The sequence below is a fragment of the Micromonospora sp. KC207 genome (assembly GCF_004348615.1).
Lineage (GTDB): Bacteria > Actinomycetota > Actinomycetes > Mycobacteriales > Micromonosporaceae > Micromonospora.
Genome location: NZ_SMKJ01000067.1, coordinates 1 through 25,987 on the forward strand (window position 1 = coordinate 1; position 25,987 = coordinate 25,987).

Genomic DNA, 25,987 nt, shown 5'->3' on the forward strand with positions numbered 1-25,987 from the left:
GCGGGCGGGAACTCGGGCTCGGCGGCCGGCGGGAAGCCGTGCTCGACGGCGTTGAGCAGCAGCTCGTTGAGGACCATGACCAGCGAGGTGGCGATCTCGGCCGGCAGTACGCCGAAGCTGCCCCGACGGCGCATCCCGACGGTCTGCTCAGTCGCCGCCACCTCCGTCGCCGCGCTGGCCACCCGGTCGACGATGCCGTCGAACTCGACCGCCTCGTCGCTGGACATGGAGAGCGTCTCGTGCACCAGGGCGATGGAGGCGACCCGGCGTACCGACTCCTCCAGGGCGACCCGGGCCTCCGGCATGGCGACCCGGCGGGCCTGGAGGCGCAGCAGCGCGGCGACGGTCTGCAGGTTGTTCTTCACCCGGTGGTGGATCTCCCGGATGGTGGCGTCCTTGGTGATCAGCGCGCGGTCGCGGCGGCGTACCTCGGTGATGTCGCGGACCAGGACCAGCGCGCCGATCGGGACCCCGGCGGGCATCAGCGGCAGGGCCCGGGTGAGCATGGTCGCGCCCCGAGCGTCGATCTCCCGTCGGGGCGGGCCCTCGCCGCGCAGCGCCGCGAGGATGCCGTTGGCCGCCTCGGTGCCCTCCAGCGGGTCACCGGCCAACCGCCGGTGCAGCTTGGCCAGGTCCTCCCCCACGAGGTGCGCGGCGAAGCCGAGCCGCCGGTACGCGGACTGGGCGTTGGGGCTGGCGTACGTGACTTTGCCGCTGGCGTCGAGCCGAACCAGGCCGTCGCCGACCCGCGGCGCGGAGGTGGTCTCCCCCGGGTGCCGGGGTGGCGGGAAGGTGCCGTCGGCGATCATCTGGGCCAGGTCGTCGGCCGTGGTCAGGTAGTTCAGTTCGAGCTGGCTGGGCGTGCGGGCGGTGGAGAGGTTGGTGTCCCGGCCGACGACCGCGATCACCTCGCCGGGCTCCCCGTCGGCGGCGCGCAGCCGGACCGGGATCGCCTCGTGCCGGGCCGGCACGTCGCCGTACCAGACCGGGTCGCCCTCCCGCCAGATCCGGCCCTGGCCGTAGGCGACCTCCAGGTGGGCCACCTCGGGCCCGCCGACGATCCGCCCCACCTGGTCGTCCTGGTACGCGGTGGGCGCGGTCGTCGGGCGGACCTGGGCCACGCAGAGGAAGGTGCCCTCGCGGTCGACCGGCACCCACAGCAGCAGGTCGGCGAAGGACAGGTCGGACAGCAGCTGCCAGTCTCCGGCGATCCGGTGCAGGTGGTCGATGTCGGCGGGGCGGAGCTGGGTGTGCTCCTCGGCGAGGTCGCGCAGCGTGGACACGCTGCACAGCGTGCCACGCCGGGCCGGGCACCGTCCCGCTGGCCGTCCGGCTCACACGCTCCGCCCCGCCCCGCTCACCTCGTCGCGGTGACCTTGTTCAGGCCGCGCGGTGCGTCCGGGTCCTCGCCCCTGGCCAGGGCCAACGCCAGCGCGAGGCGCTGCAACGGCAGGATGTCCAGCAGCGGGGCGTACCGCTCGTCGACCTCGGGGACGGCCATCCGGGTGGCCCCCTCGACATCGGCCGAGCCGACCACGACCACGTCGGCGCGGCGCTCGCCAAGCCGGGGCAGCACCTCGCCCATCGACCGGCCGCCGGGGCCCGAGCCGACCACGGCCAGCACCGGCACGTCCGGGTCGGTCATCGCGAGCGGGCCGTGCAGCAGGTCGGCACCGGAGAAGGCCAGCGCCGGCAGGTACGAGGTTTCCATCAGCTTGAGCGCCGCCTCCCGGGCGGTCGGGTACGCGTAACCCCGGCCGGTGGTGACGAGCTGGGCGGCGAACCGGTAGCGCGGCGCGAGCTGGGCCGGGGTGGTGTCGTCGAGGGTGCGGGCGGCCAGTTCCGGCAGGGCGGCCAGCGCGGCGCGCTCGGCGGCGGGCAGCGCCCCGTCGCCGGCCCGGACGCCCTCCACGAGCATCAGCAGGGCGAGCAGCTCGGCGGTGTACGTCTTGGTGGCGGCCACCGCCCGCTCGTGCCCGGCGGCGATGTCGACGCTCAGCTCGGCTACCTCGACCAGCGGCGAGTCGGGGTTGTTGGTCACCGCGAGGGTGAGCGCGCCGGACGCGCGGGCGGCGCGCAGCACCTCGGCCAGGTCGGGCGAACCGCCGCTCTGGCTGACCCCGACGACCAGCGCGTCGGACAGGTCGGGGCGCGCCCCGAAGAGCGTGACCGCGCTGGGCGAGGCGAGCCCGGCGGGCAGGCCGAGCCGGATCTCGGTCAGGTACGCCGCGTAGAGGGCGGCGTGGTCGGAGGTGCCCCGGGCGGTGAAGACCACGTGCCGGGGACGGCGGTGCGCGATGGCGGCGGCCACCCGGGCGATGGCCCCGGCCTGCTCGGCGGAGAGCAGCCGCTCGTAGCCGGCCGGCTGTTCGCAGATGTCGGCGGCCATCCCGGCCCCTGCACGCGTCACGGAACACCCCTTCCCCTGCACGATTGCCGCGCATTTCCTGCTCAGTCTTGCACGTTCAAGGAGAAGTGAGCAATCTTTCGAGCAGCATCGCGCAGTAGATCACCAAGCCGAGCCACGATCACCTACGCTTGCCCGGCCTGGCGACACTGTTGGCGGGGACGCCTCCGCCGGCGAGCCAGCCGACCTACGACCGAGAGGCCCACGTGTCCAAGGGAAGTGACGACTCCCCGCTGTCGGCGGAGGAGGAGCTGACCCTGGCCCGGCTCGCGCTGGACGAGGGCGACCTGGCCCACGCCGCCGGGCACGTCGCTGGCGCGCTGACCCGGGCGCCCACCCTGCCGGAGGCGCACGAGACGCTGGCCCGGCTCGCCGCCGCCAGCGGCGGCGGCCTCGACCTGTTCCCGCTGCACCAGCGCGTCTTCGTCGGCGTCGTGGTCGCCCGGGCGCACCTGCTCGCCGCAGCGGGACAACCCGCCGAGGGGCTCGAACTGCTGGCCGCCGCAACCGGGCACGACCGGAGCGCCGACTGGGCCGGGGTGCCCTGGGTGACCGCCCCCGACCTGCCCGAGCGGCTCGACCCGGAACGCGTCGCCCAGGTGCTGATGCAGGTCTGCGCCACCACGCCCGACCCGGTGCCGCGCGCCGACCGGGCGCCGCTGATGCCGTACCTCACCCTGGCCCGCAATGCGGTCACCATTTACCCCGAGCACGCCCTGCTGCTCGGTGCGGCGTCCGCGTTGGCCCGGCGCCTCGGCGAGGTCACCCTCGCGATCCGCTGGGCCAGCAGGGGGGTACGCGCGCACCCGTCGAAGCTCGGCGAGGTCTGGCTCGGGTACGCGTACCGCAGCGCCGGCCGCACCCACGAGGCCCTCTCCGCGCTCGGCCGGGCCGTCGGACACGACCCGGACGACCTCGCCGTGTACGCCGACATCGCCGGCACGCTGGCCGACACCGGCCGGCTCGACGAGGCCCTGGAGTGGACTGATCGGGCCCTCGCCCGGAATCCCGCCTTCGACTGCGCCGTGCACACCGCGCACCGGCTGCGTTTCCAGCGCGACGGCGACGTGGCGCACCTGGTGGCGCTGGCCGACTTCGTCCGCGACCACCCCGACGACTCACACGAGCACGGCGACCTCGCCGAGTGCTGCCGCAGCCGGCCGTGGCTCGGGCAGGTCACCCCCGCCGCCGGGGCGGCGGTCGCCGTGCTGCGTCACGCCCTGGCCGAGGAGCAGCACGGCCTCGGCGCGACCGTACGGCTGGAGACACTGGAGCCGCCGAGCGCGCTGCGTACCGTGGCGGCTGCCGCACCCGGGCTGCGGGTCGAGGTGGCGAAGGTGGCCGCCCCGGACCCACGCGAGCCTCGGCGGGCCATTGACCGGCCGCTGTGGCGCTGGGACGGCACCGTCGCCGCCCCGGCGGTGCCGGCGCCCTCGGCCGAGGCGGCGGACCGCGTCCGGCAGCTCGCCCACCCGGCGTGGCCGCACCCCCCGGCGGCGTACGACGCGGCGGTCGGGCTGGCCACGCTGGGCTTGCCCGACCTGCTCGGACTCCTGGTTCATCCGCCCACGGCCCCGGCGACCGGGCTGGGCCGGGTGCTGACCGGGCAGGACCCGGCGCTCTGGGTGCGCTGCGTGCAGGTGTGGGCGTGCCTGGGCCTGCTGCACCATCGCACGGACGAGCCGTGGCCGGAGTCCACCCGCCGCCGGGTGCTGGTCGAACTGGTCTGGGGGGTGGAGGACTGGATCACCGAGGCGGCCCTGTTCGCCCTGGTAACCGCCGCCTGGGTGGACCCCTCCGTTCGCGAGGACGTGGCCGGCGTGGTGGCCGAACGGCTCGCCGACGCGGCGGCCGTGGCCCGGGACCGGAACGTGCCGATCGCGGTGTCCCTGGCGTACCTGGCGCTGGCCACCCCGGCCCTGGACCCGGCGACGACCGCGCTGGCCGGCAAGTTGATCTCCGGCCCGGCGGCGGGGTCGGCCCGGCCGGGCCCGCTGCGCCGCCTCTGGGCCCGCCTCACCCGCCTGCGGCGCTGAGCAGCCGCGTCGGCCCCGCAGGCCGGTCGACCCGGCCGGGCCGACCCCGCTGCGGGGCCGACGCGGCCGGGCCGGCGGGTGGATCAGACCGCGGGGGCCTTGCCGAGGGCCGTCTCAGCCTGCTCCTCGGGGGTGGCCGGCGCCGGCGCGGCGTCGTTCGTCGCGCGCAGCGGGACCTCCCGGATGAACCAGGCCAGCACGGGCACGAGGACGGTGAACAGCACCGCCCACCAGAAGACGTGCGAGACGGCGTCGGCGAGGCCGCCGAGCACCAGTTCCCGGGCCTGCGCCGGCAACTCCTTGAGCTTGTCGAGGTCGACCTGGCCGCCTTCGCCGCCCCCGCCGCTGAACGCGGGCCCGGCCGGCGAGTCGGCGAGCCGGTTGGCGAAGATCGCGCCGAACAGCGAGATGCCGAACGAGCCGCCGATGGAGCGGAAGAAGGTGGCCGCGCCGCTGGCCGCGCCGAGATCCTTCTGCCCGACGCTGTTCTGCGCGATCAGCATCGAGGTCTGCATCAGAAAGCCCATGCCGACCCCGAGGACGATCATGTAGAGCGAGGACTCCAGCTTGCTGGTGTCCAGTTCCAGCCGGGTCAGCAGGGCCAGGCCGGCGGTCATCACGACGCCGCCGACGATCGGGAACACCCGGTACCGGCCGGTCTTGGTGATCGCGCGGCCGACCAGCAGCGAGACCGCCAGCATGCCGAACATCAGCGGGAGCAGCAGCAGGCCGCTGTTGGTGGCCGACGCCCCCTGCACCGTCTGCTGGTACAGCGGCAGGAAGTTCATCGCGCCGAACATGGAGAAGCCGAGCAGGAAGCCGATCACCGAGATCAGCGCGAAGTTGCGGTTGGCGAACAGCCCCAGGGGCAGGATCGGCTCCGCCGCGCGGCGCTCGACGAAACCGAACACGACCAGGCTCACCAAGGCCAGCGCGGCCAGGCCGAGGATCTGCGGTGAGGCCCAGTCGTAGGAGTTGCCGCCCCAGGTGGTGATCAGCACGATCGCGGTGATGCCGACCGACAGCAGTCCCGCGCCGAGCCAGTCGATCCGGTGTTCGGTGCGGTACTTCGGCAGGTGCATGGTGGTGGCGAGCACCAGCAGCGCGACGCCGCCGAGCGGCAGGTTGACGTAGAACGCCCAGCGCCAGGAGAGGTTGTCGGTGATGAAGCCGCCGACCAGCGGCCCGGCGACCATGGCGATGGCCATGATGCCGGCGATCATGCCCTGGTAGCGGCCCCGCTCCCGGGGCGGGACCAGGTCGCCGATGATCGCCATCACGCCGACCATCAGGCCACCCGCGCCGAGGCCCTGGACGGCCCGGAAGGCGATCAGCTCGATCATGCCGCTGTCCGCGCCGCCGAACACCCCGGAGCCGGCCATGCCGCACAGCGCGGAGCCGACCAGGAAGACGAGCACCGAGGTCAGGAAGATGGCCTTGCGGCCGTAGAGGTCGCCGAGCTTGCCCCAGATCGGGGTGGAGACGGTGGTGCCGAGCACGTACGCGGTGACGACCCAGGTGAAGTGGTCCACCCCGCCGAACTCGCCGACGATGCGCGGCAGAGCGGTGCTGACGATCATGTTGTCGAGCATCGCGAGCATCATCGCGATCATGAGGCCGAAGAGGACGACCCGGATGTTGGGTCGCCGCTCCGCTCCCTCGTTTGCCTGCCTCATCGGTAAGCTCCCCCCGGGATGTGACCGACCTACTTGCCGACCGGCTAGTCCACTTACTAGCCGCACGGTAAGTTGGGGGACAACTGGTCGTCAAGCGAATTGGGTGGTTCGGGTGAGAGAGAGCACAGGCACGCGGGAGCGCATCAAAGCCGTGGCCTTGGAGCTCTTCACCGAGCAGGGCTACGAGAAGACCTCGCTGCGCGAGATCGCCGAGCGGCTCAACGTGACGAAGGCCGCGCTCTACTACCACTTCAAGAGCAAGGACGAGATCGTCAGCAGCATCGTCGAGGACCGGCTGGACCGGATCGACACCCTGATCGCCTGGGCCGACGACCAGCCGCCCACGCTGGCGACGAGACGCGAGCTGATCGCCCGGTACGCCGACAGCATGTTCGCCACCGACGAGCCCTCGGTGATGCGCTTCTTCGAGCAGAACCAGATTGCGCTCAAGAGCCTGTCCGCCGGGCAGCAGATGCGCGACCGCTTGTTCCGGCTGGCCGACGCGTTGGCGCGGGGCGACGAGTCGCCCGCCGCCCAGGTGCGCGCCACCCTGTCGCTGTTCGCCGTGCACACCAGTTGGCTCGCCATCCGCGCCCCGCACGTCACCGACGACGAGCGGCGGAAGATCGCCCTGGAGGTGGCCGACGAGCTGCTCGCCCGGATCGCCGAAGGCTGAGCCGGGGCCGAGGGCCGAGCCGCCGGCCGCGCGGCCGGCGGGGCCGGGGTCAGCCCGGGGCGGGCAGCTCCCGCCGCAGGCCGAGCAGCTCCACACCGGGCAGCGGGGACCAGTCCCGCTCCGGCGTGCGGACGAAGCCCAGCCGTTCGTAGAGCCGGTGGGCGGTCTCGGCATGCCCGTTGCGCACGCAGATCACCACCGCCGAACACCCCTGCGCGGCGGCGCGGGACAGGCACGCCTCGACCAGCGCCGCCCCGATTCCCCGCCCCTGGGCGGCCGGGTCCACGGCCAGCATCCGGAACTCGGCCTCCCCGGGGCCGCAGAGTTCGGCGTACGGGGTGCCGGGCAGCACGAACGTGACCGAACCAAGCGCTTCGCCGGTGGCCCCGTCTGCGGCGACCAGCACCTCGCCGGTCTGCGCCCGGGTCGCCACGTCGGCGAGCACGACCCCGTAGCCGTCCTCGCCCTTGAGCTGCCCGTCGGCCTCGTACGCGGCCACCGTCAGCCGGGCCACCGCTGGGAAGTCGGCCGGGACTGCCCGCCTGACCTGCGGGCTGGTCAACCGATCACCGCGATGAGGTCACCGTCCTGCACGACGTCGCCCTCGTTGACGGCGAGCTGCTGGACGACGCCGTCGGACTCGGCGACGACCGGGATCTCCATCTTCATCGACTCCAGAACCACCAGGGTGTCCCCCTCGGACACGGTGTCCCCGGCCGAAGCGACGACCTTCCACACGTTCGCCACCATCTCGGCGCGGATCTCGTCGGCCATCTCTCGGCCCTCCCTCTTCCCGGAGTGTCTGCGATCGGTATCCAATCACGTGCCGGACCGTCGTGGGCGCGTCCCGGCCCCGGCGTGCGATACCCGTTCGCCGGCCGACGCAATCGGGCCGCCACCGGCCGCCCCGGCGGACCACCGTCACCCCCGGCCGCACTAGCATCAGCGGGTCGGCCCCGGGTGACCGGGCGGCCGGTACACGACCACCGCCGCGCTTGCCGCCGGCGGACACCGACCAACACCTGAGGAGGTCAGCATGGCAAAGAAAGCCCGCAAGAAGAAGGCCCGGAAGAAGAGCGGCGCGAACCACGGCAAGCGCCCCAACTCCTGAGTCGCGCGCGGCGGCACGCCGCCACCACTGGAGCACCCACCGGCCCCGGCCGGGAACGACGGTGGCCCGGGTCTGATTCGACCCGGGCCACCGGCACGTCCATCGGCCGTCAGTCGGCCAGCTCGCGGGACTCGCTCGTATCGAAGACGACCAGCTCGGTGAGGCGGACCCGCAGCCGCTCGCGCAGTTGCTCGGGCGCGGTCTCGTTGCCGCAGCAGCGGGCGACCAGCGCCTTCACCTCCTGCTCCAGGCCGTACTCGCGCAGGCACGGCCCGCACTCGTCGAGGTGACGGCGGATCAGCGTGCGGCGCTCCTCGGCGCACTCCAGGTCGAGATAGAAGTAGACCTCCGCGAGCACCTCACGGCAGTCCGTCTCGTGCGGTTTCCCACAGCTCACGTCACACCTCCCGGCCGGCGGCGGCGGTCGAGCCCTTCGGGGACTGCGCCGCGCTGAACCCGCGCTCGGCCGCGTAGCCCTCAAGCAGCTTGCGCAGATTACGACGACCCCGGTGCAACCGCGACATCACCGTGCCGATGGGCGTGCCCATGATGTCGGCCACCTCCTTGTAGGAGAAGCCCTCGACGTCGGTGAGGTAGACGGCCAGGCGGAACTCCTCCGGCAACTGCTGGAGGGCCTCCTTGACGTCGCTGTCGGGCAGCCGGTCCAGTGCCTCCGTCTCGGCCGAACGCAACCCGCTGGAGGTGTGCGACTCAACCTCGGCGAGCTGCCAGTCGGTGATCTCCTCCGTGGGCGCCTGGATGGGCTGGCGCTGCCGCTTACGGTAGGAGTTGATGTAGGTGTTGGTCAGGATCCGGTACAGCCAGGCCTTCAGGTTCGTGCCCTGCTCGAACTGGTGGAAGGCCACGTACGCCTTCAGGTACGTCTCCTGGACCAGGTCCTCGGCATCCGCCGGGTTGCGTGTCATCCGCAGCCCGGCTGCGTAGAGCTGGTCGACGAAGGGCATCGCGTCCCGCTCGAAACGGGCCCTGCGCTCGTCCGTCTTCTCGGTGGTCAACCGCACATCCCCTCGCGTCGGATGCTTTCCCGCCGAGGATACGCGCCTGAAACTTCCCGCGGATTCACTTCCGGCCGGTGTGCTGGTCCTCACCGCCCCTGGCCCGACCGCTCGCGCGATCACGGGCCGATCCGGCCCGACCGGCAGCGACACCACGGGCCACTCCGGTCCACCCAGCAGCCGCCTGAGCTGCCGCGCCTCCCGTTCGTCCCGTTCCCGGCTCCGTGTCTCGGTCGGCACCGGTCACACCCCCCTGAAGCAGAAGTCTCTTCCGTGGGGGGTAACGCGGGGCGCGGGCCCCGGCATTCCGGCCCGCTCGCCCCGTTCCTGGTCCCGGCCCCGACGGGCGTCGGCGCTGGGACCAGGAAGGGCCTGGGAGGGACGGTGTCGACCGCCCGGATTGGGCAACCCGACACCATCGGAGACAACGACGCGTACGGCCGCCGGTCACGGCCCCGGTGCGGTCAGGGCGACGCCCAGCCCCGCCCGCGCAGCCAGTCGACCGCCACCGCGGCGGCGCCGGCCGGGTCGCCGGCCAGGTCGTGCCGCTCGCCCGGACGGACCACCACCCGCACCGACGGGCTGGCTCCGGGCACGCCGAAGGGGTCGCGGTCGCCGTTGACCACCAGCGTCGGCAGCCCGGTGGCCAGCTCCGCCGCCCGGGAGCGTTCCGGCCGGCCGGGCGGGTGCAGCGGGAACGCCAGGGCCACCACCGCGTCGGCGCCGACGGCGATCGCGGTGCGGCAGGCCACCCGGGCACCGCTGGACCGGCCGCCGACCACCAGCGCGGGTACGGCGCGATGTCGCCGGCGCAGCTCGGCCAGGACGGCCGTCCACGCCTCGTCGAGGTGCCCGGCGGGGGCGGGCGCGCGCCGCCCGGCCACCCGGTAGGGCTGGGTCACCCGGGCCACCGCCAGCCCGGCGGCGACCGCCACGTCCCGCAGCGCGCTCAGGTCCGGCGCGTCGACGTCACCGCCCGCGCCGTGCCCGAGCACCAGCAGGGCCGTCGCTGGGCCGGCCGGCAGGTCGGTGTCGACCCGGGCCGGCCCACGTGGCGTCCCGATCTCGTCCGCGTCTCGCACCCGCCCATTCTGCGGGTCGCCGCCGTGCGCCGACGACGCACCGCGGGCCGGGAAACACCGGAGCACACCCGACGCGCGTCAACGGCGCATCGCCCGCCGGGAGCACCGGGGCCACACCCGACGCGCGAAATCCGAGTGCCACGAAACCCGAGCGCCACGAATCCGAGCGCCACGAAATCCGAGCGTCCGCGCGCAGACGAGCGCCGCCGGCCATCCCGCCCTGCCGGGGGGCGGGACGGCCGGAGTGGTCAGCTCAGCGGAACCAGGGTGAGTAGCCGGTCCCGCACCGGTGGGCCGGCCTCGTCGGCCGCGTCCGGGTCCGGATCGACCTCGCCGCGCCAGGCGACAAGCATGGCCCGACGCTCGCGTGGTGTGGTGCCGCCCCACACGCCGTGGCAGTCACCGACCTCCAGCGCCCAGGCCAGGCACGATCCCTGGACATCGCAGCTGCGGCACAGCGCGACGGCCGCGTCGGCCGGCTCGTTGGGCGCCGGAAAGAACGTCTCCGGGTCCACGCTCTGGCAGGTGCCCCTGGTCCGCCAGGCTTCGTCCTGCCGCCGTTCCCGCAACGCCCGTAGCAGTCGCGGGTCTCGTCGTGCGGCTGCCACCTCGTGCGGGCGGGGCATACGCGCCCGTGTCATCCACCCACCTCCCCCGTGGGACCGGAAAGACTGATGAGCGTCGTTCGCACCATGCGAATCGTCACCCACTACCGGCGCTGTGTTGTATCGCACTTTCGGACACCGAGACAAGAGCCTTCGGTGAAGATGACTAAAAGCTCAGGCGACGATTCGTCCGCAACTCCGGCAAATCAGCACGCGACAATGCCCCCGGCGGCTGTCAGAAAAGCGTCACCTCATCGGCAGGCGCGGCCTGCGCGGGCACCCGGGTGATCAACTGTGGCCCGTCGTTGCGGACGTTGCCGACCGCCGGCCCGACCGGCCGGATCTCCAGCCCGCCCAGCCACCCGGCATCGGGCGGGGCCAGCAGGGCCGCCGGCTCGTCGGTCGGGCCCAGCCAGGACACCCACCGCTCGCGGGGCAGCAGCAGGGGCATCCGCTCGTGCACCCGCGCCAGCTCACCGACCGCCGCGGTGGTCAGCACGCTGAAGGTCAGCACCGGCCCGTCGGGCCCCTCCCAGACCGACCAGATGCCCGCGAGGGCGAGCACCGAGGAGTCGGCCGGGGTCATGAAGTAGGGCTGTCGCCCACCCTCGGGCTGCCGGACCCACTCGTACCACCCGTCGGCGGGGACCAGGCAGCGCCGGCGGGCGAACGAGGGCGCGTACGCCCGGCTGGTGGCCACCGTCTCCGCGCGGGCGTTGATCATGCGGGCCGCGGCGGCGGGCGACTTGGACCAGGGCGGCAGGAACCCCCAGCGGCCGACGGACAGGGTGCGGTGCCCCTCCGGGATGAGCCGCACGAGCGGCACGGTCGTGGTCGGGGCGACGTTGTGGCTCGACCGGACCCGGCCCTCGGTCTCGTCGTACGACTCGAAAACCGCACTCAGGTCGACCGCGCTCCGGGTCGTGGCGTACCTCCCGCACATGAGGCACACGCTAACGCCCCGGGCCGCGTTCGGCTGTCCCGCCGAGCGCCACCCCCACCGGAGCGTCCCGGACGCCGTCCCGCCAACCGGGAGCGCGTCCGGCGGTCCGTCCGGCGGCGGGCGGGGCACGGCAGAATGTCACCGTGGGGAACACGACCGCGACCCGGCCGCTTCGGCCGTGGACCGCTCCGACCGCGTCCGACCCGGTGGTTGCCACGCTGCGGCTGCCCGGCTCCAAGTCGATGACCGCCCGGGCGCTCGTGCTCAGCGCGCTGGCCAGCGGCCCCTCCACGCTCGCCGGGCCGCTGCGCGCCCGCGACACCGAACTGATGGCCGGCGGCCTGCGGGCCCTCGGCGCCCACATGTCGATCACCGACGACGACCGCTGGCTGGTCCGGCCGCGTCCGCTGGCCGGCCCGGCGCACGTCGACGTCGGCCTCGCCGGCACCATCATGCGGTTCGTGCCCCCGGTCGCCGGCCTCGCCGAGGGGCGGGTCACCTTCGACGGCGACCCGCAGGCCCGCACCCGCCCGCTCGGCCCGCTGATCGACGCGCTGCGCTCCCTCGGCGTGCGGGTCGAGTCCCCGGCCACCGGCAGCCTGCCGCTGACCGTCTTCGGCACCGGAAGCGTGGCCGGCGGCGAGGTGGTGATCGACGCCTCCGCCTCCAGCCAACTGGTCTCCGGCCTGCTGCTGGCCGCGCCGCGCTTCGACCGGGGCGTGGTGGTCCGGCACGTCGGCCCGCCCGTACCGTCCGCGCCGCACCTGCGGATGACCGTGCAGATGCTGCGGGCCGCCGGGGCGGCCGTCGACGACGGCACCCCCGACGTCTGGGTCGTCGAGCCGGGCCCACTGACCGGGCGGGGCTGGGAGATCGAGCCCGACCTGTCAGGCGCGGTGCCGTTCTTCGCCGCGGCCCTGGTCACCGGGGGCGAGGTGACGTTGCGGGGCTGGCCGCGCAGCAGCGCCCAACCCGTCGAGCAGCTCCGCACGCTGCTGCAACGGATGGGCGGCGAGGTGAACCTCACCACCGGCGGGCTGACCGTGCGCGGCACCGGCGTGGTGCACGGCATCGACGCCGACCTCTCCGACGTCAGTGAGCTGACCCCGGCGCTGACCGCGCTCGCCATGCTCGCCGACTCGCCGTCCCGGTTCACCGGGGTGGCCCACATCCGGGGGCACGAGACCGACCGGATCGCGGCGCTCGCCCGCGAGTACGTCGGCCTCGGTGCGGACCTCACCGAGTCGGCGGACGGGCTGGAGATCCGGCCCCGGCCGTTGCACGGCGGGGCGTTCCGGACGTACCACGACCACCGGATGGCGCATGCCGCCGCGGTGACCGGCCTGGCGGTTCCCGGCATCGAGCTCGACGACGTGTCGTGCACCTCGAAGACCATGCCGGAGTTTCCGGAGCTATGGTCGGCGATGGTGACCGGAAGAAGCTGACACGACGGAGGGCGTCCTGACGACCAAGCGGCGGGAGTACGACGAGGACGACGTACGGGTCCGGCCCGGGCGGTCGTCGCGCCCGCGCACCCGCACGAGGCCCCGGCACGTCGACGCGGTCGAGGGCTTCGTCATCGCCGTGGACCGGGGCCGCTACACGTGCGTGCTGCCCGGGGCCGGCCCGGAAACCCCGCTGGTGACCGCCATGCGGGCCCGGGAGCTGGGCCGCAAGTCGGTGGTGGTGGGCGACCGGGTGGGCCTGGTCGGGGACACCTCCGGTGCGGCCGGCGCGCTGGCCCGCATCGTCCGGATCGCCGAGCGCAGCTCGGTGCTGCGGCGCACCGCCGACGACGACGAGAACACCGCCGAGGGGCGGCTGGAGCGGGTCGTGGTGGCCAACGCCGACCAGCTCGTCATCGTCAGCGCGCTGGCCGATCCGCCGCCGCGCACCGGGTTCATCGACCGCTGCCTGGTCGCCGCGTACGACGCGGACATCGAGCCGCTGCTCTGCCTCACCAAGGCCGACCTGGCCGGCCCGGAACAGGTGCTCGGCTACTACGCCGAGCTGGAGCTGCCGTACGTGCTGCTGCGGCCCCACGCCGACCTCGACGCGCTGCGCGACCTGCTCGCCGGCCGGGTGTCGGTCCTGGTGGGCCACTCCGGGGTGGGCAAGTCGACGCTGGTGAACCGCCTCGTCCCGGACGCCGACCGGGCGGTCGGCGTGGTCAGCGCGATCGGCCGGGGCCGGCACACCTCGACCAGCGCGGTGGCGCTGCGGCTGCCGCCCCGCCCCGGTGCCGACACCGACCCGGGCTGGATCGTGGACACCCCGGGAGTGCGCAGCTTCGGGCTGGCGCACGTCTCGGCCGACAGTCTGCTGCACGGCTTCCCCGACCTGGTGGAGGGGACGGTCGACTGCCCGGCGAACTGCCAGCACACCGCCGAGGAGGCCAACTGCGCGCTGGACGCCTGGGTGGCCGCCGGCAAGGCCGACGAGCGACGGCTGGCCTCGTACCGCCGGCTGCTGGCCTCCCGGTCCGGCGAGGGTGACGCGCGCGAGCCCGACCAGCGCAACCCGGGCGACCCGCTGGAGGGGACGTGACCCGGCCGCCGCTACCGTTTCCGGCATGACCGGGTACGCCGACGACCTCGCCCTCGCCCACCTGCTCGCCGACCGGGCGGACGCCATCTCCACGGCCCGGTTCCGGGCCCTCGACCTGCGCGTCGAGGCGAAGCCGGACCTGACCCCGGTCTCCGACGCGGACACCGCCGTGGAGCGGGAGATCCGGGCCGTGCTGGCCGAGCGGCGCCCCGGCGACGGCCTGCTCGGCGAGGAGTACGGCGGGCGGGCCCCGGCCGGGCCGGCCGGCCGACGTTGGGTGATCGACCCGATCGACGGCACCAAGAACTTCGTCCGGGGGGTGCCCGTCTGGGCCACCCTGATCGCCCTGCTGGAGGGCGACCGGCCGGTGCTCGGGCTGGTCTCCGCGCCGGCGCTGGGTCGCCGCTGGTGGGGTGCGCTCGGCGGGGGCGCGTACGCCGGCCCGGACGCCGGGCACGGCACCCCGATCCGGGTGTCGGCGGTGGGCCGCCTCGCCGACGCCAGCCTCTGCTACTCGTCACTGAGCGGGTGGGAGTCCGCCGGGCTCCTGGAGCCGATGCTCCAGCTCATGCGGGACACCTGGCGCAGCCGGGCGTACGGCGACTTCTACGGCTACATGCTGCTCGCCGAGGGGGCCCTGGACGTGATGGTCGAGCCGGAGCTGTCGCTGTGGGACGTCGCCGCGCTGGTGCCGATCGTGACCGAGGCGGGCGGGACGTTCACCGACCTGGCCGGACGGCCCACCCCTGGCGGGGACGCGGCGGTGGAGAACAGCGCGGTGGCCAGCAACGGCACGCTGCACGCCGACATCCTGGCGAGGCTGGGTCGGCCGGCCGCGCGCTGAGCGCCGCCAGCCTCTATCCTCGCCAGGTGGTGTCCTCTGGCTGGTGCTTCCTGGCGGCGATGATCGTCGCGTACGGTGTCGCCAACCTTCTCCAGTCCGTCGCCGCGGCGCGGACCACCGTGCACCACACCTTCGACCCCGGGCTGTTGCTGCGGCTGGCCGGCCACCGCACGTACCTCGTCGGGCTGGCCTGCCAGGTCGGCGGCTTCGTGCTGGCCTTCCTGGCCCGCCGGGACCTGCCGCTGTTCCTGGTCCAGGCCAGCGTGGCGGCGGGGCTCGGGGTGACCGCCATCCTCGGCGTGCTGGTGCTCAAGTGGCGGCTGCCCACCGCCGAGATCGCGCTGCTGGCGCTGCTCTTCGCCGGGGTCACCGGCCTGGTGCTGTCCGCGCAGCCGGCGCAGTCCCGGCCGCTCGGGCCCGCCGGCCTGGTCGCGCTGGCGGTGACGCTCGCGGTGATCGCCGTGGTCGGTTTCTTCGCGGTACGGCTGCACGGCGCACCCGGGTCGGTGGCGCTCGGCTCCCTGGCCGGGCTGGCCTTCTCCGCCGCGGCGGTGGCCGCCCGCCCGCTGGCCGCCGTGACGAGCGTGGAGGAGTTCGTCCGGGACCCGCTGCTCTATCTGCTGGTGGCCCACTCGCTGGTCGGTCAGCTACTGCTCGGCCTGGCCATGCAGCGCGGCTCGACCACGGCGGCGGTCGCCGCGATGGACGCGGCCGGGGCGGTGCCCGCGGCGATCATCGGGCTGCTGCTGCTCAACGACCGGATCTGGCCGGGCCGGGAGTGGCTGGCCGCCCTCGGTTTCCTGGCCACCCTGGCCTCGGTGATCGGGCTCACCCGGTACGCCGAGCCACAGCACCACCACGAGGTGGCCCGGGAACGCGCCCGGGGGATCCTGCCCGCCGGCGCATCGGCCCACCCCCACCCCCGCCGCTGAACGCCGGCGGCGAGGCGGGCGGGGACGTTCGCCGGCTACGCCGCCTCGACCGGCCGGCGGCGCAGGACCACCCGCTCGTAGAGCCGCTCCAGCGCGCCGGCCGTGCGCTCCCACGTGTACGTGCATCGCACCCGGTCCACGGCGGCGTGCCCGTACGCGAACCGGGCGGCGTTGTCGGCGAGCAGCCGGCGCAGCGTCATCCCGAGGGCCCGCACGTCGCCCGGCTGCACCAGCTTCCCGGTCACCTCGTCGACCACGGCGTCGGCGATGCCGCCCATGGCGTACCCGACGACCGGCACGCCGCAGGCCATCGCCTCCAGCGAGACCCGGCCGGCGGAGGAGTAGTGCGGGGTGCAGGCGACCACGTCGGCCGAGCGGTACCAGGTGGCCATCTGGTCGTGTGGCACCGCGCCGACCAGCTTCACCTGCTCGGCCACCCCCGTGCGCTCGGCCAGGTCGCGCAGGCGGCTGGCCTCGGCGTGGTTGGTGAGCTGGTCGACCGGCGGCCCGCCGGCGATCACCAGCTCGGCGTCGCCGACCAGGCGCATCGCCCGGATCAGGTCGTCGTGGCCGTGCCCCGGCGTCAGGCCCCCGACCGAGAGGATGCGGGCCCGCTGGTCGCGCGGGGCCGCCTCCCCGTCCGGGTGGAACTGGTTGGTGTCCACGCCGGTGGGGACCATCGCCACCGAGCTGCGTTGCAGCCCCATCCGGGTCAGCTCGTCCACCTCGTCGTTGCACTGGGCGACCGCGATGTCCACCGCCCGGGTCAGGGCCCGCTCCAGCGGGATGCGGCTGCCCGGCCCGTCGTATCCGGGGCCGAGGTGGCGCAGTTGCTCCACGCCGAGCGAGTGGAAGGTCTGCACGACGGGGATGTCGGTCTCGCGCACCGCGTGCGCGGCGGCCAGGCCACCGACCCAGTAGTGCCCGTGCACCACCTCCGGTGACCACTCGGCGGACCACCGGCCGGCCAGCCACCGGCCGAAATCGGACACGTGCCCGACCAGCTCGGCGGTGGGCGTCGGGGCGGCCGGGCCGACCGGCACCCGCTCCACCCGGTACCCGTCGACCTCCACCGCGGCGGGCAGCGCGGGATCGTCGCGGCGCTCGTAGACGTGCACGTCGTGGCCGCGTCCGGCCAGCTCGGCGGCGACCCGCGCGATGTGCTCGCGCGTACCGACGGCCGGGCCGTCGGCAGGCCGCGACGGGCCGGAGTGCGCGCACACTAGGCCGACGCGCATGGGTCACCTCCATGCGTTCTTCTGAGCTGGTGGTCCTCCCGGTCAGAGAGTCCCATTAACCGCGCTGCTCGGCACCCAAACCTGGCAAGTCGCCCGCTCCGGCCGGGCCGGCGGCACTCCGGGGCGGGTCCCGGGGGCGGGCGACGGCCTCGGACCGGCCGGCGGTGCCGCCGATCCGACCGGCGTCGACGGCATGAGCGGGGCCGGCTGGGGTACGGGCGAGGGATGCCTCTGACCCGCACCCTCGACGACGCCGCCGTCGTGCTCACCGGCGCCTCCAGCGGCATCGGCACTGCCACCGCGTACGCCCTCGCCCGGCGGGGCGCGGCCGTGGCGCTCGCGGCCCGTAGCAAGGAGGCCCTGGATCGGGTGGCGGCGCGGTGCCGGGAACTGGGCGGCCGGGCGCTGGTCGTACCCACGGACGTCACGGACCCGGTGGCCGTCGAGATCCTCGCCGCCCACGCGGCGGAGGAATTCGGCCGGATCGACGCCTGGATCAACAACGCTGCGGTGAGCGCCGTCGGCCTGTTCGACGAGATCGGAGTGCGGGAGTTCCGCCGCGTGCTGGAGGTGAACCTGCTGGGCACCGTGCACGGGATGCGGGCGGCCCTGCCGTATCTCGCGGCGGCCGGCGGCGGCGTGCTGGTCAACAACGCGTCCGTGCTGGCCGAGGTGGCGATGCCCTACCAGTCGGCGTACAACGCCACGAAGCACGGCATCCGGGGGCTGGCCGACACGGTGCGGCAGGAGCTGCGGCTCACCGGGCGGGGGAACATCTCCGTGTGCACGGTCCTGCCGGCAACCATCGACACCCCGTTCTTCCGGCACGCCGCCAACCACACCGGGCGGGAGCTGGTCCCGCCCCCACCCGTGTACCCGCCGGAGCTGGTCGCCGAGACCATCGTCCGGGTGCTGCGCCACCCACGCCGCCAGGTGTACGCCGGGGGGGCCGCCCGGCTGCTCGGCGCGCAGTGGCGGCTCGCCCCCGCGCTGGCCGAACGGGCCCTCGGCTGGTACGTCCAGCGCACCCAGTTCGGGCCCACCGGACGGCCGGACAGCACCGGCAACGTCTTCGCCGCCGACGCGGCGGCCGAGCGGACCGGCGGGTGGCACGGCCGGCGGCGGCAGCTGGTCCGGATGACCACCGCCTTCGGGCTCGCCGCGGCGGGCACGGCGGTCGGGACGCTGGCGGCCCGCGCGCGACGATCCCGGACGGAACGCTGATGGTTCTCCCCGACCGGCCGGACGCGCGGTTCCTCACCACGACGCACAATGGGTCGATCACGCCGACCGACGTGCGCTGCGTGGTGGAGATTGACGAGTCCACCGGGGTGCTTCGGCTGACCGGGGTGCTCGACGCCGCCGGCACGGCCGCCGTGCGGGACGCGCTGCTCGTCCGGCTCTGCGACCGGCCCGGCCCGATGGTGACCGACCTGTCCCGGCTGCGCCTGCCCGACCCCGCCGCCCGTGGGCTGTTCACCGGGGTACACCGCGAGATCGCCGACTGGCCGGCGGCGGGGCTGCTGGTCGTCGACCCGACCGGGGCGGCGGCCGGCCCGGGGCTACCGGTCTGCTCGACCGTGGCAGAGGCGACGGCGGCGCTGAACCGGTCCCCGACGGTCGCGGCGACCACCACCGCGCTGCCGCCGTTCGTCGGCGCGGCTCGGCAGGCCCGGGCACTGGTGACCGACGGCTGCGCCCGCTGGGGGATCGACGAGCTGGCCGAGGCGGGCTGCATCGCGGTGACCGAGATGGTCAACAACGTGGTGGCGCACGCGCACACCCCGATGACCGTCCGGCTGGCCCCCGTGGGCAGCACGCTACGCATCGGGGTACGCGACCACAGCCGCCGGCAGCCGACGCACTCGGGGCTGACCCCGCCGACCCTGGCCGGCGGCCGTGGCCTGCTGCTGATCGACACGGTGTCCCGCCGCTGGGGCAGCACCCTCCTGCCCGACGGCAAGCTCGTCTGGGCGGTCCTGCACCCCGCCGGCAACCCGGGGTGACCCCCGTCACTGCCGCCCCGCCGGCCCCACGGCCGCGAGCGGGACTCCAGCGGGCGGATCGGTTACGGTCGGTGGGCAGTGGGTAGTGATCAGCCATGCGCGACGACGAGTATCCGACCCCCGTCTCCGACCCGGAGGCCGACGGCCTGCCCGACACCGCCGACGACGACTCGACGGCCAACGACGACGTCGAAACCGGTCGTGAGGCGGACGGTCCGGCACCGGCCCAGCTTCCCGGCGACCGCACGCCGGTGGCGGTGGACCGGTTCGGCACTACCGCCGAGGAGCAGCTCGACGGCGAGTCGCTGGACTACAAGCTCGACCGGGAGAGCTACGAACGACCCGCCGACGACCCGCTGGCCGGCCCGGTCGACCCGGACATCGCCGCCGAGGCGGACAGCGAGGAGGCCGCCGCCCAGGCGCAGCTCGACGCCGACGTGATCGATCCGGGCCCCACCTCGGACCCGCACTCCCCCGTCTCCCTCTACGACCACGGCCAACTCGGCAGCGTCGCCGACGCCGAGGTGGGCCGGCTGGTGGAACCGGACGAGGGGGCGCACACCGACGAGGAAACCGACAACGTCGCGTACGACGCCGGATCGGCCGGCGGCGGGGCGAGCGCGGAGGAGCTGGCGATCCACGAGACCCGACCGCCCGAGGCGCGCTGACCCGGCCCACCCGCCGGCGCGGCGGTCAGTCGTCGAGGCCGCGCTCGATCGCGTAACGGGTCAGCTCGACCCGGTTGTGCAGCTGGAGCTTGCCGAGCGTGTTCTGCACGTGGTTCTGCACCGTCCGGTGGGAGAGCCCGAGCCGCTCGGCGATCTGCCTGTACGACATCCCCTTGGCCACCAGGCGCAGCACCTCGGTTTCCCGGTCGGTGAGCCGGGGTGCGTCGGTGTCGGGGCCGGCCGTCGCCGCGACCGGCCCCCGGCCCCCGGCGAAGAGGTCCGCGCCCGCCGCGAGGCGGCGGAACTCCCCGAGCACGAGGCCGGCGAGCCCGGGGGTGAAGACCGGCTCACCGGCGGCGGTGCGCCGCACGGCGTCCAGAAACTCGGCCGGCGCCGCCGACTTGACCAGGTAGCCGGTCGCGCCGGCCTTCACCGCGTCCAGGACGCTCTGCTGTTCCCCGCTGGCCGAGAGCATCAGCACCCGCACCTGCGGCAGCGCCGCGCGCAGCCCCCGGATCACCTCCACCCCGGAGATGTCCGGCAGTTGCAGGTCGAGCACCACCAGGTCGGGCCGGGCGGCGGGGGCGACGCGGACGGCCTGGCGGCCCTCCCCGCTGGTGGCGACCACGAGGTGGCCGGCCTCGGTGAGGTCGCGGGCCACTCCCTCGCGCCACATCGGGTGGTCGTCCACCACCATCACCCGGACCCCGGGCGGCGTGTCCGCCGGCGAATCCGGGCCGGCGACCGGCGGCGAGGACGGGGCCGTCGCGTCAGGCGTGTCCGGGCCGGTGACCGGCGACCGCGATCCTGCCGGTGGGGGCGTCGCGTCGGGGGTGCTCACCGGGTCGTCCTCGGCACCGTCAGCTCGACCTCGGTGCCGGCGCCCGGCGTGGAGCTGATGCGGGCCGTGCCGCCGAGGTCGGCCATGCGCCCCCGGATCGACTGCGCCACCCCGAGCCGGCCCTGCCGGGCGGCCTCGTCGAGCCGGCCGGCCGGGATGCCCGGGCCCTCGTCGCGTACCGAGACGGTCACCGTCTCCCCCTCGTCCTCGATCAGCACCCAGGCCCGGCCGCCCGCATGCCGGCGTACGTTGTCCAGCGTCGCCCCGGTCGCGGCCGCCAGTTCCCGGGCCACCGGCGCGGGCAACGGGACGCCGGTGGCCGGCGCCGACAGCGAGACCGTCGCCGAGGCGTACCGGCCGAGCAGGGCGCGCAGGTCCAGGGTTCCTGCCCCGGAGGGGTCCGCGCCGTCGGGGGGCGGCGCCCCGGCGATCAGTGCGCGCAGCGCGGCCTCCTGTTCCCCCGCCAGCCGGGCCAGTTCGCCGGCCTCCCCGTCCAGGTGGACGCCGCGGCGCTGGACCAGCGCGAGCACCTGGAGCACCGAGTCGTGGATGTCCCGGGCCAGCCGTTCCCGCTCCCGGGTCGCCGCCTCCAGCTCCACCGCTCGGTGCAGCCGCTGCTCGGCGGTCACCGCCAGCCGGGCGACGTGGCCGACCACCACCCCGGCCAGCAGCAGCAGGATCGCCCCGGTGACGGTGGACTGACCGATCCGCTCCCGGGTCGCCAAATCGGTCACGCCGACTGCCAGCGCCGCCACCGTGCCCCGCCGCCGGCCGCCGGAGACCGCCCAGGCGAGCACCGGCCCGGCCAGCCAGACCACCGCGAGGCTGGGCGCGCCGGCCGCGAGCGCCGCCCGGCCGACCGCCCAGGGGCTGACCAGCAGCACCCCGAGCACGACGGCGAGGTCGGCGACCAGCAGCGGCCAACCCCGCCGGGCGGGGCGGGCGTAGCCGAGGGCGGTGGTCACCGTCCAGCCGAGCATCGCCAGCAGGACCAGCCCGGCGACCAGCGGGTGGGCGTACCCGCTGGCGTCGCGAGCGACGAGCAGCCCGACGTACGCCAGGGCGGCGAAACGGAACACCGCGACGGCCCGCCAGAGCGGGACCTCCAATCCACCGAACGCCGACGGCACGCCGACACCATGCCACACCCCGCCCGGCCCCGAAACGTTCGGCGGGTCTGGCCCGAGCATGCTCGTCCGTCGTGCCCGGGGACGACGCGCCGCCGCCCGTCACCAGGGACAGCAGACGATCCCGAACCAGCCCAGCAATCGACAGAGAAGGCGCATAAGCCCCAGCGCGCCCCGCCCGGGCGGTCGGGACGAACGCGGACCGACCGACACGGCGTACGGTTGTGCCCATCGACACCACCCTCCTGATCGCCGAGGCCTTCGACCAGGCCCAGGTGACCGAGCTCCGACACTCGGTCACCTCCTGCGTGCACGCCGCCGGGCTGCGTGGACAGCGGCTCGACGATTTCGTGCTGGCGATCAACGAACTGCTCACCAACGCGGTGCGGCACGGCGGCGGGCGGGGCTGGCTGCGGCTGTGGCGCCAGCCGGGGCGGCTGGTCTGCGAGGTCGCCGACCACGGGCGGGGAATCAGCCCCCGGCGGCTCGACGACCGCAGCCGCCCCGCACCCGACACCGCGGGCGGTTGGGGCCTCTGGCTGGTTCGGAAGCTGAGCGACGCCATGGACGTCGAGACCGGCCCGGGCGGCACCACGGTCCGGATCAGCACGGCCCTCGGCGTGCGCGAGCGCGCCCCGGACTGACGACCACCGGCGGGCCGGACGCCGCGTCGGGGCCGGAGCCGGCACGCCCCGGGCGAGCAGGGCGCGGGCCGGGGCCGGGCGCTCAGCCGAACAGGGCGGAGACCGACTCGCCGTTGTGTATCCGGCGCATGGCTTCGGCCAGCGCCGGAGCGACCGAGAGCACCTGAAGCTTCGGCACCCGCTTGCTCTCCGGGATCGGTACCGTGTTGGTGCAGACGATCTCCAGCACCCCGTCCTGCCCGCTGAGCCGCTCCAGCGCCCCGCCGGAGAACAGCCCGTGGGTGCAGGCCAGCCGGATCGAGCGGACCTTCAGCTCGCGCAGGTGGGTCATCAGCTCGATCACCGTGCTGCCCTTGGCGATCTCGTCGTCGAGGACGATCACGTCCCGGTCGGCCACCTCGCCGATCACCGTGCTGATCGTGACCCGGTCGTCGCTGAACCGCTGCTTCGCGCCGGCCGCGACCGGGGTGCCGAGCATCCGGGCGAAGGCGGCGGCCTCCTTGGCGTTGCCCAGGTCGGGTGAGACCACCACGGTGTCGCGGAGGTCGTACCGGCTGAAGTGGCCCGCCAGCTCGCGCAGCGCGTGCAGGTGGTCCACCGGGACGCTGAAGAAGCCGTGCACCTGCGGCGAGTGCAGGGTCATCGCCAGCACCCGGTCCGCGCCGGCCGAGGTCAGCAGGTCCGCGACCAGCCGGCCACCGATCGAGATGCGCGGCGCGTCCTTCTTGTCCGAGCGGGCGTACGCGTAGTGCGGCAGCACCACGGTGATCCGGGCCGCCGAGGCGCCCCGGGCCGCGTCGATCATGAGCAGCAGCTCGACCAGGTTCTCCTGCACGGGCGGCACCAGCGGCTGGATCAGGAAGACGTCGCGTTCCCGGCAGTTCGCCTGCAACTGCACCTCCAGGCAGTCGTTGGCGAACCGGGACACCCGGGTGGGGTGCAGCAGCACCCCGAGGTGGGCGCAGATCTCGGCGGCGAGGTCGGGATGGGCGGTTCCACTGAAGACTGCGATGTCGCGCACGTTGACCGATCGTACGGCCGTCGGTGGCGACGGACCGGCGTCGGGCCGGGTACGGTGCTGCCGTGACCGGAGAGTACGTCGCAGCCATCGACCAGGGCACCACCTCCTCCCGGTGCCTCGTTTTCGACCGGGCCGGGGAGATCGTCTCCGTGGCCCAGCGCGAGCATCGGCAGATCTTCCCCCGGCCGGGCTGGGTCGAGCACGACGCCGAGGAGATCTGGGAAAACGTCCAGCTCGTCGTCCGCGAGGCGCTGGCGGCGGCCAACATCGGCCCGGCGGGGCTGGCGGCCGTCGGCATCACCAACCAGCGGGAGACCACCGTCGTCTGGGACCGGGCCACCGGCCGGCCGGTCGCGAACGCCCTCGTCTGGCAGGACACCCGCACCGGGCCACAGCTACGCGCGCTCGCCGAGGCGTACGGCGAGCAGCGGCTGTCCGAGCGCACCGGGCTGAGGCTGGCCACCTACTTCGCCGGCCCGAAGCTGCGTTGGCTGCTGGACCACACCGACGGGCTGCGCGAGCGGGCCGAGCGGGGCGAGGTGCTGTTCGGCACCATGGACAGCTGGTTGATCTGGAAGCTGACCGGCCGGCACGTCACCGACGTGACGAACGCGAGCCGCACGATGCTGATGGGCCTGGACACCCTCGACTGGGACCCGGAGCTGCTCGACGCGCTCGGCGTACCGGCCGCGATGCTTCCCGAGATCCGCAGCTCGGCCGAGGTCTACGGCACCGCCGAGGGGTTGCTCCCCGGGGTGCCGGTGGCCAGCGCCCTCGGCGACCAGCAGGCCGCCCTGTTCGGGCAGTCCTGCTTCCAGCCGGGCGAGGCGAAATGCACGTACGGCACCGGCAGCTTCCTGCTGCTCAACACGGGCGCGAGCCCGGTCATCTCGTCGCACGGGCTGCTCACCACCGTCGCGTACCAGATCGAGGGGCAGCCCGCCGTGTACGCCCTGGAGGGCGCGATCGCGGTCACCGGCTCGCTGGTGCAGTGGCTGCGGGACAACCTCGGCCTGATCTCCACCGCCGCCGAGGTGGAGGAGCTGGCCCGCACGGTCGACGACAACGGCGGCTGCTACGTGGTGCCGGCGTTCTCCGGGCTGTTCGCCCCGCACTGGCGCAGCGACGCGCGCGGGGTGATCACCGGGCTCACCGGCTACATCACGAAGGGACACCTGGCCCGGGCGGCGCTGGAGGCGTCCGCCTGGCAGACCCGCGAGGTGGTCGACGCGATGAACGCCGACTCCGACGTGGCGCTGCGCCGGCTGCGGGTGGACGGCGGGATGACCGCCAACGGCCTGCTGATGCAGTTCCTCGCCGACGTGCTGGACGTGCCGGTGGTCCGCTCCCGGATCACGGAGACGACCTGCCTCGGCGCGGCGTACGCGGCGGGCCTCGCCGTGGGCTTCTGGCCAGATCTGGCCACCCTGCGTGGCCAGTGGCGCTCCGACGCGCAGTGGACCGCCACGATGGGCCCGGACGAGCGGGAGCGGGGGCTGCGCCAGTGGCGCAAGGCCGTGCAGCGCACCCTCGACTGGGTCGACTGATCCGCCTGCGGCGTCAGGGGCCGGTCAGGACCAGGTGAGGCCGGTGAGCTTCTCGTAGACCTCGACGTAGCGGGCCCGGGTCGCCTCGATCACCTCGGCGGGCACCTCGGGGGCCGGGGGCAGCTTGTCCCAGCCGCCGCCGGTCGCCCAGTCCCGGACGTACTGCTTGTCGTAGGAGAACTGCGGCCGGCCCGGCTGGTACGACTCGGCCGGCCAGAACCGCGACGAGTCGGAGGTGAGCACCTCGTCGCCGAGGACGAGGGTGCCGTCCGCCGCCCAACCCAGCTCGATCTTGGTGTCGGCGACCAGGATGCCCCGGTCGGCGGCCAGCTCCGCGCCCCGGCAGTAGACGGCGATGGTGATCTGCCGCAGCCGCTCGGCGGTCTCCGCGCCGACCTTGTCCACCACCTGCTGGTAGGTGATCGGCTCGTCGTGCTCGCCCTTGGGGGCCTTCGTCGACGGGGTGAAGATCGGCTCGGGCAGGATGGACGCCTCGACCAGGCCCCGGGGCAGCTCGACCCCGGAGACCGCGCCGGTGCGCTCGTACTCGGCGAGACCACCGCCGGTCAGGTAGCCCCGCGCGACGCACTCGACCGGGACCATCTCCAACCGCTGGCAGCGGATCGCCCGGCCGGCGAACTCCACCGGGACGTCCGTGGCGGAGACGACGTGGTTCGGCACCAGGTCGGCGAGCTGCTCGAACCACCAGAGGGACAGCGCGGTGAGCAGGCGGCCCTTGTCCGGGACCGGAGTCGGCAGCACCACGTCGTAGATGGAGATCCGATCCGAGGCGACCAGAATCAGATCGTCGCCGTCGGCGTAGACGTCTCGGACCTTGCCCGAGTGCAGAAGTTCCACGCGCCCTAGTACACCATGGGCCGGTGGGACGCCCGGGACGGCCACCCGGGGCGTCCCACCGGTCACGCTGCGGTCAGATCCCGGACGCAGACCTCGGCGGGAAACGGCGGCCTCGGGCCGAACGGTCGTTGACACCCGCCCGCGCCGGCTGTGTAAATGGTC

27 protein-coding genes are annotated in these 25,987 nt (G+C 74.4%); 12 read left to right on the forward strand and 15 right to left on the reverse strand.

The window, feature by feature from the left end; translation table 11 throughout:
• The coding region (locus tag E1258_RS11260) for a PAS domain-containing sensor histidine kinase (protein ID WP_132399352.1) at positions 1 to 1,283 on the reverse strand (1,283 nt) is incomplete at its 3' end.
• 74 nt (positions 1,284 to 1,357) lie between these two features.
• Positions 1,358 to 2,389 carry an SIS domain-containing protein gene (locus E1258_RS11265; protein ID WP_132399394.1) on the reverse strand — a complete coding sequence of 344 codons (1,032 nt, stop codon included), beginning with the start codon at positions 2,387 to 2,389 and terminating at the stop codon, positions 1,358 to 1,360.
• A gap of 224 nt (positions 2,390 to 2,613) precedes the next feature.
• Between E1258_RS11265 and E1258_RS11270 the strand changes: the two genes are divergently transcribed.
• Positions 2,614 to 4,443 (forward strand): tetratricopeptide repeat protein, encoded by a 1,830-nt coding sequence (locus tag E1258_RS11270; protein ID WP_132399354.1) that lies wholly within the window; start codon positions 2,614 to 2,616, stop codon positions 4,441 to 4,443.
• A gap of 83 nt (positions 4,444 to 4,526) precedes the next feature.
• On the opposite strand, the gene E1258_RS11275 is transcribed toward E1258_RS11270, so the two are convergent.
• Complete coding sequence (locus tag E1258_RS11275; protein WP_132399356.1) at positions 4,527 to 6,119, reverse strand: MDR family MFS transporter; 1,593 nt, start codon at positions 6,117 to 6,119, stop codon at positions 4,527 to 4,529.
• A gap of 112 nt (positions 6,120 to 6,231) precedes the next feature.
• On the opposite strand from E1258_RS11275, the gene E1258_RS11280 reads away from it, so the two are divergent.
• Positions 6,232 to 6,795, forward strand: a complete 564-nt coding sequence (locus E1258_RS11280) for a TetR/AcrR family transcriptional regulator (protein WP_132399358.1) — start codon at positions 6,232 to 6,234, stop codon at positions 6,793 to 6,795.
• Positions 6,796 to 6,844: 49 nt separating this feature from the next.
• Here the strand turns inward: E1258_RS11280 and E1258_RS11285 are convergent, their stop codons facing one another.
• Positions 6,845 to 7,357: a GNAT family N-acetyltransferase gene (locus E1258_RS11285; protein WP_132399360.1), complete on the reverse strand. Its 513-nt coding sequence runs from the start codon at positions 7,355 to 7,357 to the stop codon at positions 6,845 to 6,847.
• Complete coding sequence (locus E1258_RS11290; protein ID WP_036372996.1) at positions 7,354 to 7,569, reverse strand: biotin/lipoyl-binding carrier protein; 216 nt, start codon at positions 7,567 to 7,569, stop codon at positions 7,354 to 7,356. Before E1258_RS11290 ends, E1258_RS11285 begins: the two co-directional genes overlap by 4 nt.
• Before the next feature lie 262 nt (positions 7,570 to 7,831).
• Between E1258_RS11290 and E1258_RS35800 the strand changes: the two genes are divergently transcribed.
• On the forward strand, positions 7,832 to 7,906 hold the full coding sequence (locus E1258_RS35800; RefSeq protein WP_369700219.1) for a 50S ribosomal protein bL37: 75 nt from the start codon (positions 7,832 to 7,834) through the stop codon (positions 7,904 to 7,906).
• 109 nt (positions 7,907 to 8,015) lie between these two features.
• On the opposite strand, the gene rsrA is transcribed toward E1258_RS35800, so the two are convergent.
• The 5 genes from rsrA to E1258_RS11315 form a co-directional block, all read right to left on the reverse strand.
• Positions 8,016 to 8,303, reverse strand: coding sequence for a mycothiol system anti-sigma-R factor (gene rsrA, locus E1258_RS11295; RefSeq protein WP_132399362.1), 288 nt, complete (start codon positions 8,301 to 8,303; stop codon positions 8,016 to 8,018).
• 1 nt (position 8,304) lies between these two features.
• Positions 8,305 to 9,162, reverse strand: a complete 858-nt coding sequence (locus E1258_RS11300) for a sigma-70 family RNA polymerase sigma factor (protein ID WP_132399364.1) — start codon at positions 9,160 to 9,162, stop codon at positions 8,305 to 8,307.
• Between the two features lie 224 nt (positions 9,163 to 9,386).
• Positions 9,387 to 10,004 (reverse strand): alpha/beta family hydrolase, encoded by a 618-nt coding sequence (locus tag E1258_RS11305; protein WP_132399366.1) that lies wholly within the window; start codon positions 10,002 to 10,004, stop codon positions 9,387 to 9,389.
• Positions 10,005 to 10,252: 248 nt separating this feature from the next.
• Positions 10,253 to 10,645 (reverse strand): WhiB family transcriptional regulator, encoded by a 393-nt coding sequence (locus tag E1258_RS11310; RefSeq protein WP_132399368.1) that lies wholly within the window; start codon positions 10,643 to 10,645, stop codon positions 10,253 to 10,255.
• A gap of 199 nt (positions 10,646 to 10,844) precedes the next feature.
• On the reverse strand, positions 10,845 to 11,552 hold the full coding sequence (locus E1258_RS11315; RefSeq protein ID WP_132399370.1) for an SOS response-associated peptidase: 708 nt from the start codon (positions 11,550 to 11,552) through the stop codon (positions 10,845 to 10,847).
• A 143-nt stretch (positions 11,553 to 11,695) separates the two neighbouring features.
• On the opposite strand from E1258_RS11315, the gene aroA reads away from it, so the two are divergent.
• The 4 genes from aroA to E1258_RS11335 all read left to right on the forward strand — a co-directional run bounded on the left by aroA (position 11,696) and on the right by E1258_RS11335 (position 15,875).
• Complete coding sequence (gene aroA, locus E1258_RS11320; protein ID WP_132399372.1) at positions 11,696 to 12,997, forward strand: 3-phosphoshikimate 1-carboxyvinyltransferase; 1,302 nt, start codon at positions 11,696 to 11,698, stop codon at positions 12,995 to 12,997.
• 163 nt (positions 12,998 to 13,160) lie between these two features.
• Positions 13,161 to 14,099, forward strand: coding sequence for a ribosome small subunit-dependent GTPase A (gene rsgA, locus E1258_RS11325; RefSeq protein WP_132399396.1), 939 nt, complete (start codon positions 13,161 to 13,163; stop codon positions 14,097 to 14,099).
• A 25-nt stretch (positions 14,100 to 14,124) separates the two neighbouring features.
• The gene (gene hisN / locus E1258_RS11330) at positions 14,125 to 14,943 is read left to right on the forward strand and encodes a histidinol-phosphatase (RefSeq protein WP_132399374.1); all 819 of its coding nucleotides are present in this window, start codon (positions 14,125 to 14,127) and stop codon (positions 14,941 to 14,943) included.
• 59 nt (positions 14,944 to 15,002) lie between these two features.
• Positions 15,003 to 15,875 carry a hypothetical protein gene (locus E1258_RS11335; protein ID WP_243715352.1) on the forward strand — a complete coding sequence of 291 codons (873 nt, stop codon included), beginning with the start codon at positions 15,003 to 15,005 and terminating at the stop codon, positions 15,873 to 15,875.
• A gap of 35 nt (positions 15,876 to 15,910) precedes the next feature.
• Here E1258_RS11335 and E1258_RS11340 read toward each other — a convergent pair whose 3' ends face one another.
• Positions 15,911 to 17,113 (reverse strand): glycosyltransferase, encoded by a 1,203-nt coding sequence (locus E1258_RS11340; protein ID WP_132399378.1) that lies wholly within the window; start codon positions 17,111 to 17,113, stop codon positions 15,911 to 15,913.
• Between the two features lie 225 nt (positions 17,114 to 17,338).
• Between E1258_RS11340 and E1258_RS11345 the strand changes: the two genes are divergently transcribed.
• The 3 genes from E1258_RS11345 (at position 17,339) to E1258_RS11355 (ending at position 19,787) form a co-directional block, all read left to right on the forward strand.
• Positions 17,339 to 18,337 (forward strand): SDR family oxidoreductase, encoded by a 999-nt coding sequence (locus E1258_RS11345; protein WP_132399380.1) that lies wholly within the window; start codon positions 17,339 to 17,341, stop codon positions 18,335 to 18,337.
• Positions 18,337 to 19,119, forward strand: a complete 783-nt coding sequence (locus tag E1258_RS11350; RefSeq protein WP_132399382.1) for an ATP-binding protein — start codon at positions 18,337 to 18,339, stop codon at positions 19,117 to 19,119. The genes E1258_RS11345 and E1258_RS11350 overlap by 1 nt, the downstream gene beginning before the upstream one ends.
• Before the next feature lie 95 nt (positions 19,120 to 19,214).
• Complete coding sequence (locus E1258_RS11355) at positions 19,215 to 19,787, forward strand: DUF5709 domain-containing protein (RefSeq protein WP_132399384.1); 573 nt, start codon at positions 19,215 to 19,217, stop codon at positions 19,785 to 19,787.
• 25 nt (positions 19,788 to 19,812) lie between these two features.
• Here E1258_RS11355 and E1258_RS11360 read toward each other — a convergent pair whose 3' ends face one another.
• A complete protein-coding gene (locus E1258_RS11360) occupies positions 19,813 to 20,484 on the reverse strand; it encodes a response regulator transcription factor (RefSeq protein WP_132399398.1) in 672 nt (223 codons plus the stop codon).
• A gap of 140 nt (positions 20,485 to 20,624) precedes the next feature.
• Positions 20,625 to 21,758, reverse strand: coding sequence for a MacS family sensor histidine kinase (macS, locus tag E1258_RS35560; RefSeq protein WP_305847270.1), 1,134 nt, complete (start codon positions 21,756 to 21,758; stop codon positions 20,625 to 20,627).
• Positions 21,759 to 21,979: 221 nt separating this feature from the next.
• On the opposite strand from macS, the gene E1258_RS11370 reads away from it, so the two are divergent.
• Positions 21,980 to 22,399, forward strand: a complete 420-nt coding sequence (locus tag E1258_RS11370) for an ATP-binding protein (protein WP_132399388.1) — start codon at positions 21,980 to 21,982, stop codon at positions 22,397 to 22,399.
• Between the two features lie 82 nt (positions 22,400 to 22,481).
• On the opposite strand, the gene E1258_RS11375 is transcribed toward E1258_RS11370, so the two are convergent.
• A complete protein-coding gene (locus E1258_RS11375; protein ID WP_007072821.1) occupies positions 22,482 to 23,420 on the reverse strand; it encodes a ribose-phosphate pyrophosphokinase in 939 nt (312 codons plus the stop codon).
• A 62-nt stretch (positions 23,421 to 23,482) separates the two neighbouring features.
• On the opposite strand from E1258_RS11375, the gene glpK reads away from it, so the two are divergent.
• A complete protein-coding gene (gene glpK, locus E1258_RS11380) occupies positions 23,483 to 24,967 on the forward strand; it encodes a glycerol kinase GlpK (RefSeq protein ID WP_132399390.1) in 1,485 nt (494 codons plus the stop codon).
• A gap of 24 nt (positions 24,968 to 24,991) precedes the next feature.
• Here the strand turns inward: glpK and E1258_RS11385 are convergent, their stop codons facing one another.
• Complete coding sequence (locus E1258_RS11385) at positions 24,992 to 25,825, reverse strand: phosphoribosylaminoimidazolesuccinocarboxamide synthase (RefSeq protein ID WP_132399392.1); 834 nt, start codon at positions 25,823 to 25,825, stop codon at positions 24,992 to 24,994.
• Positions 25,826 to 25,987: the final 162 nt, after the last annotated feature.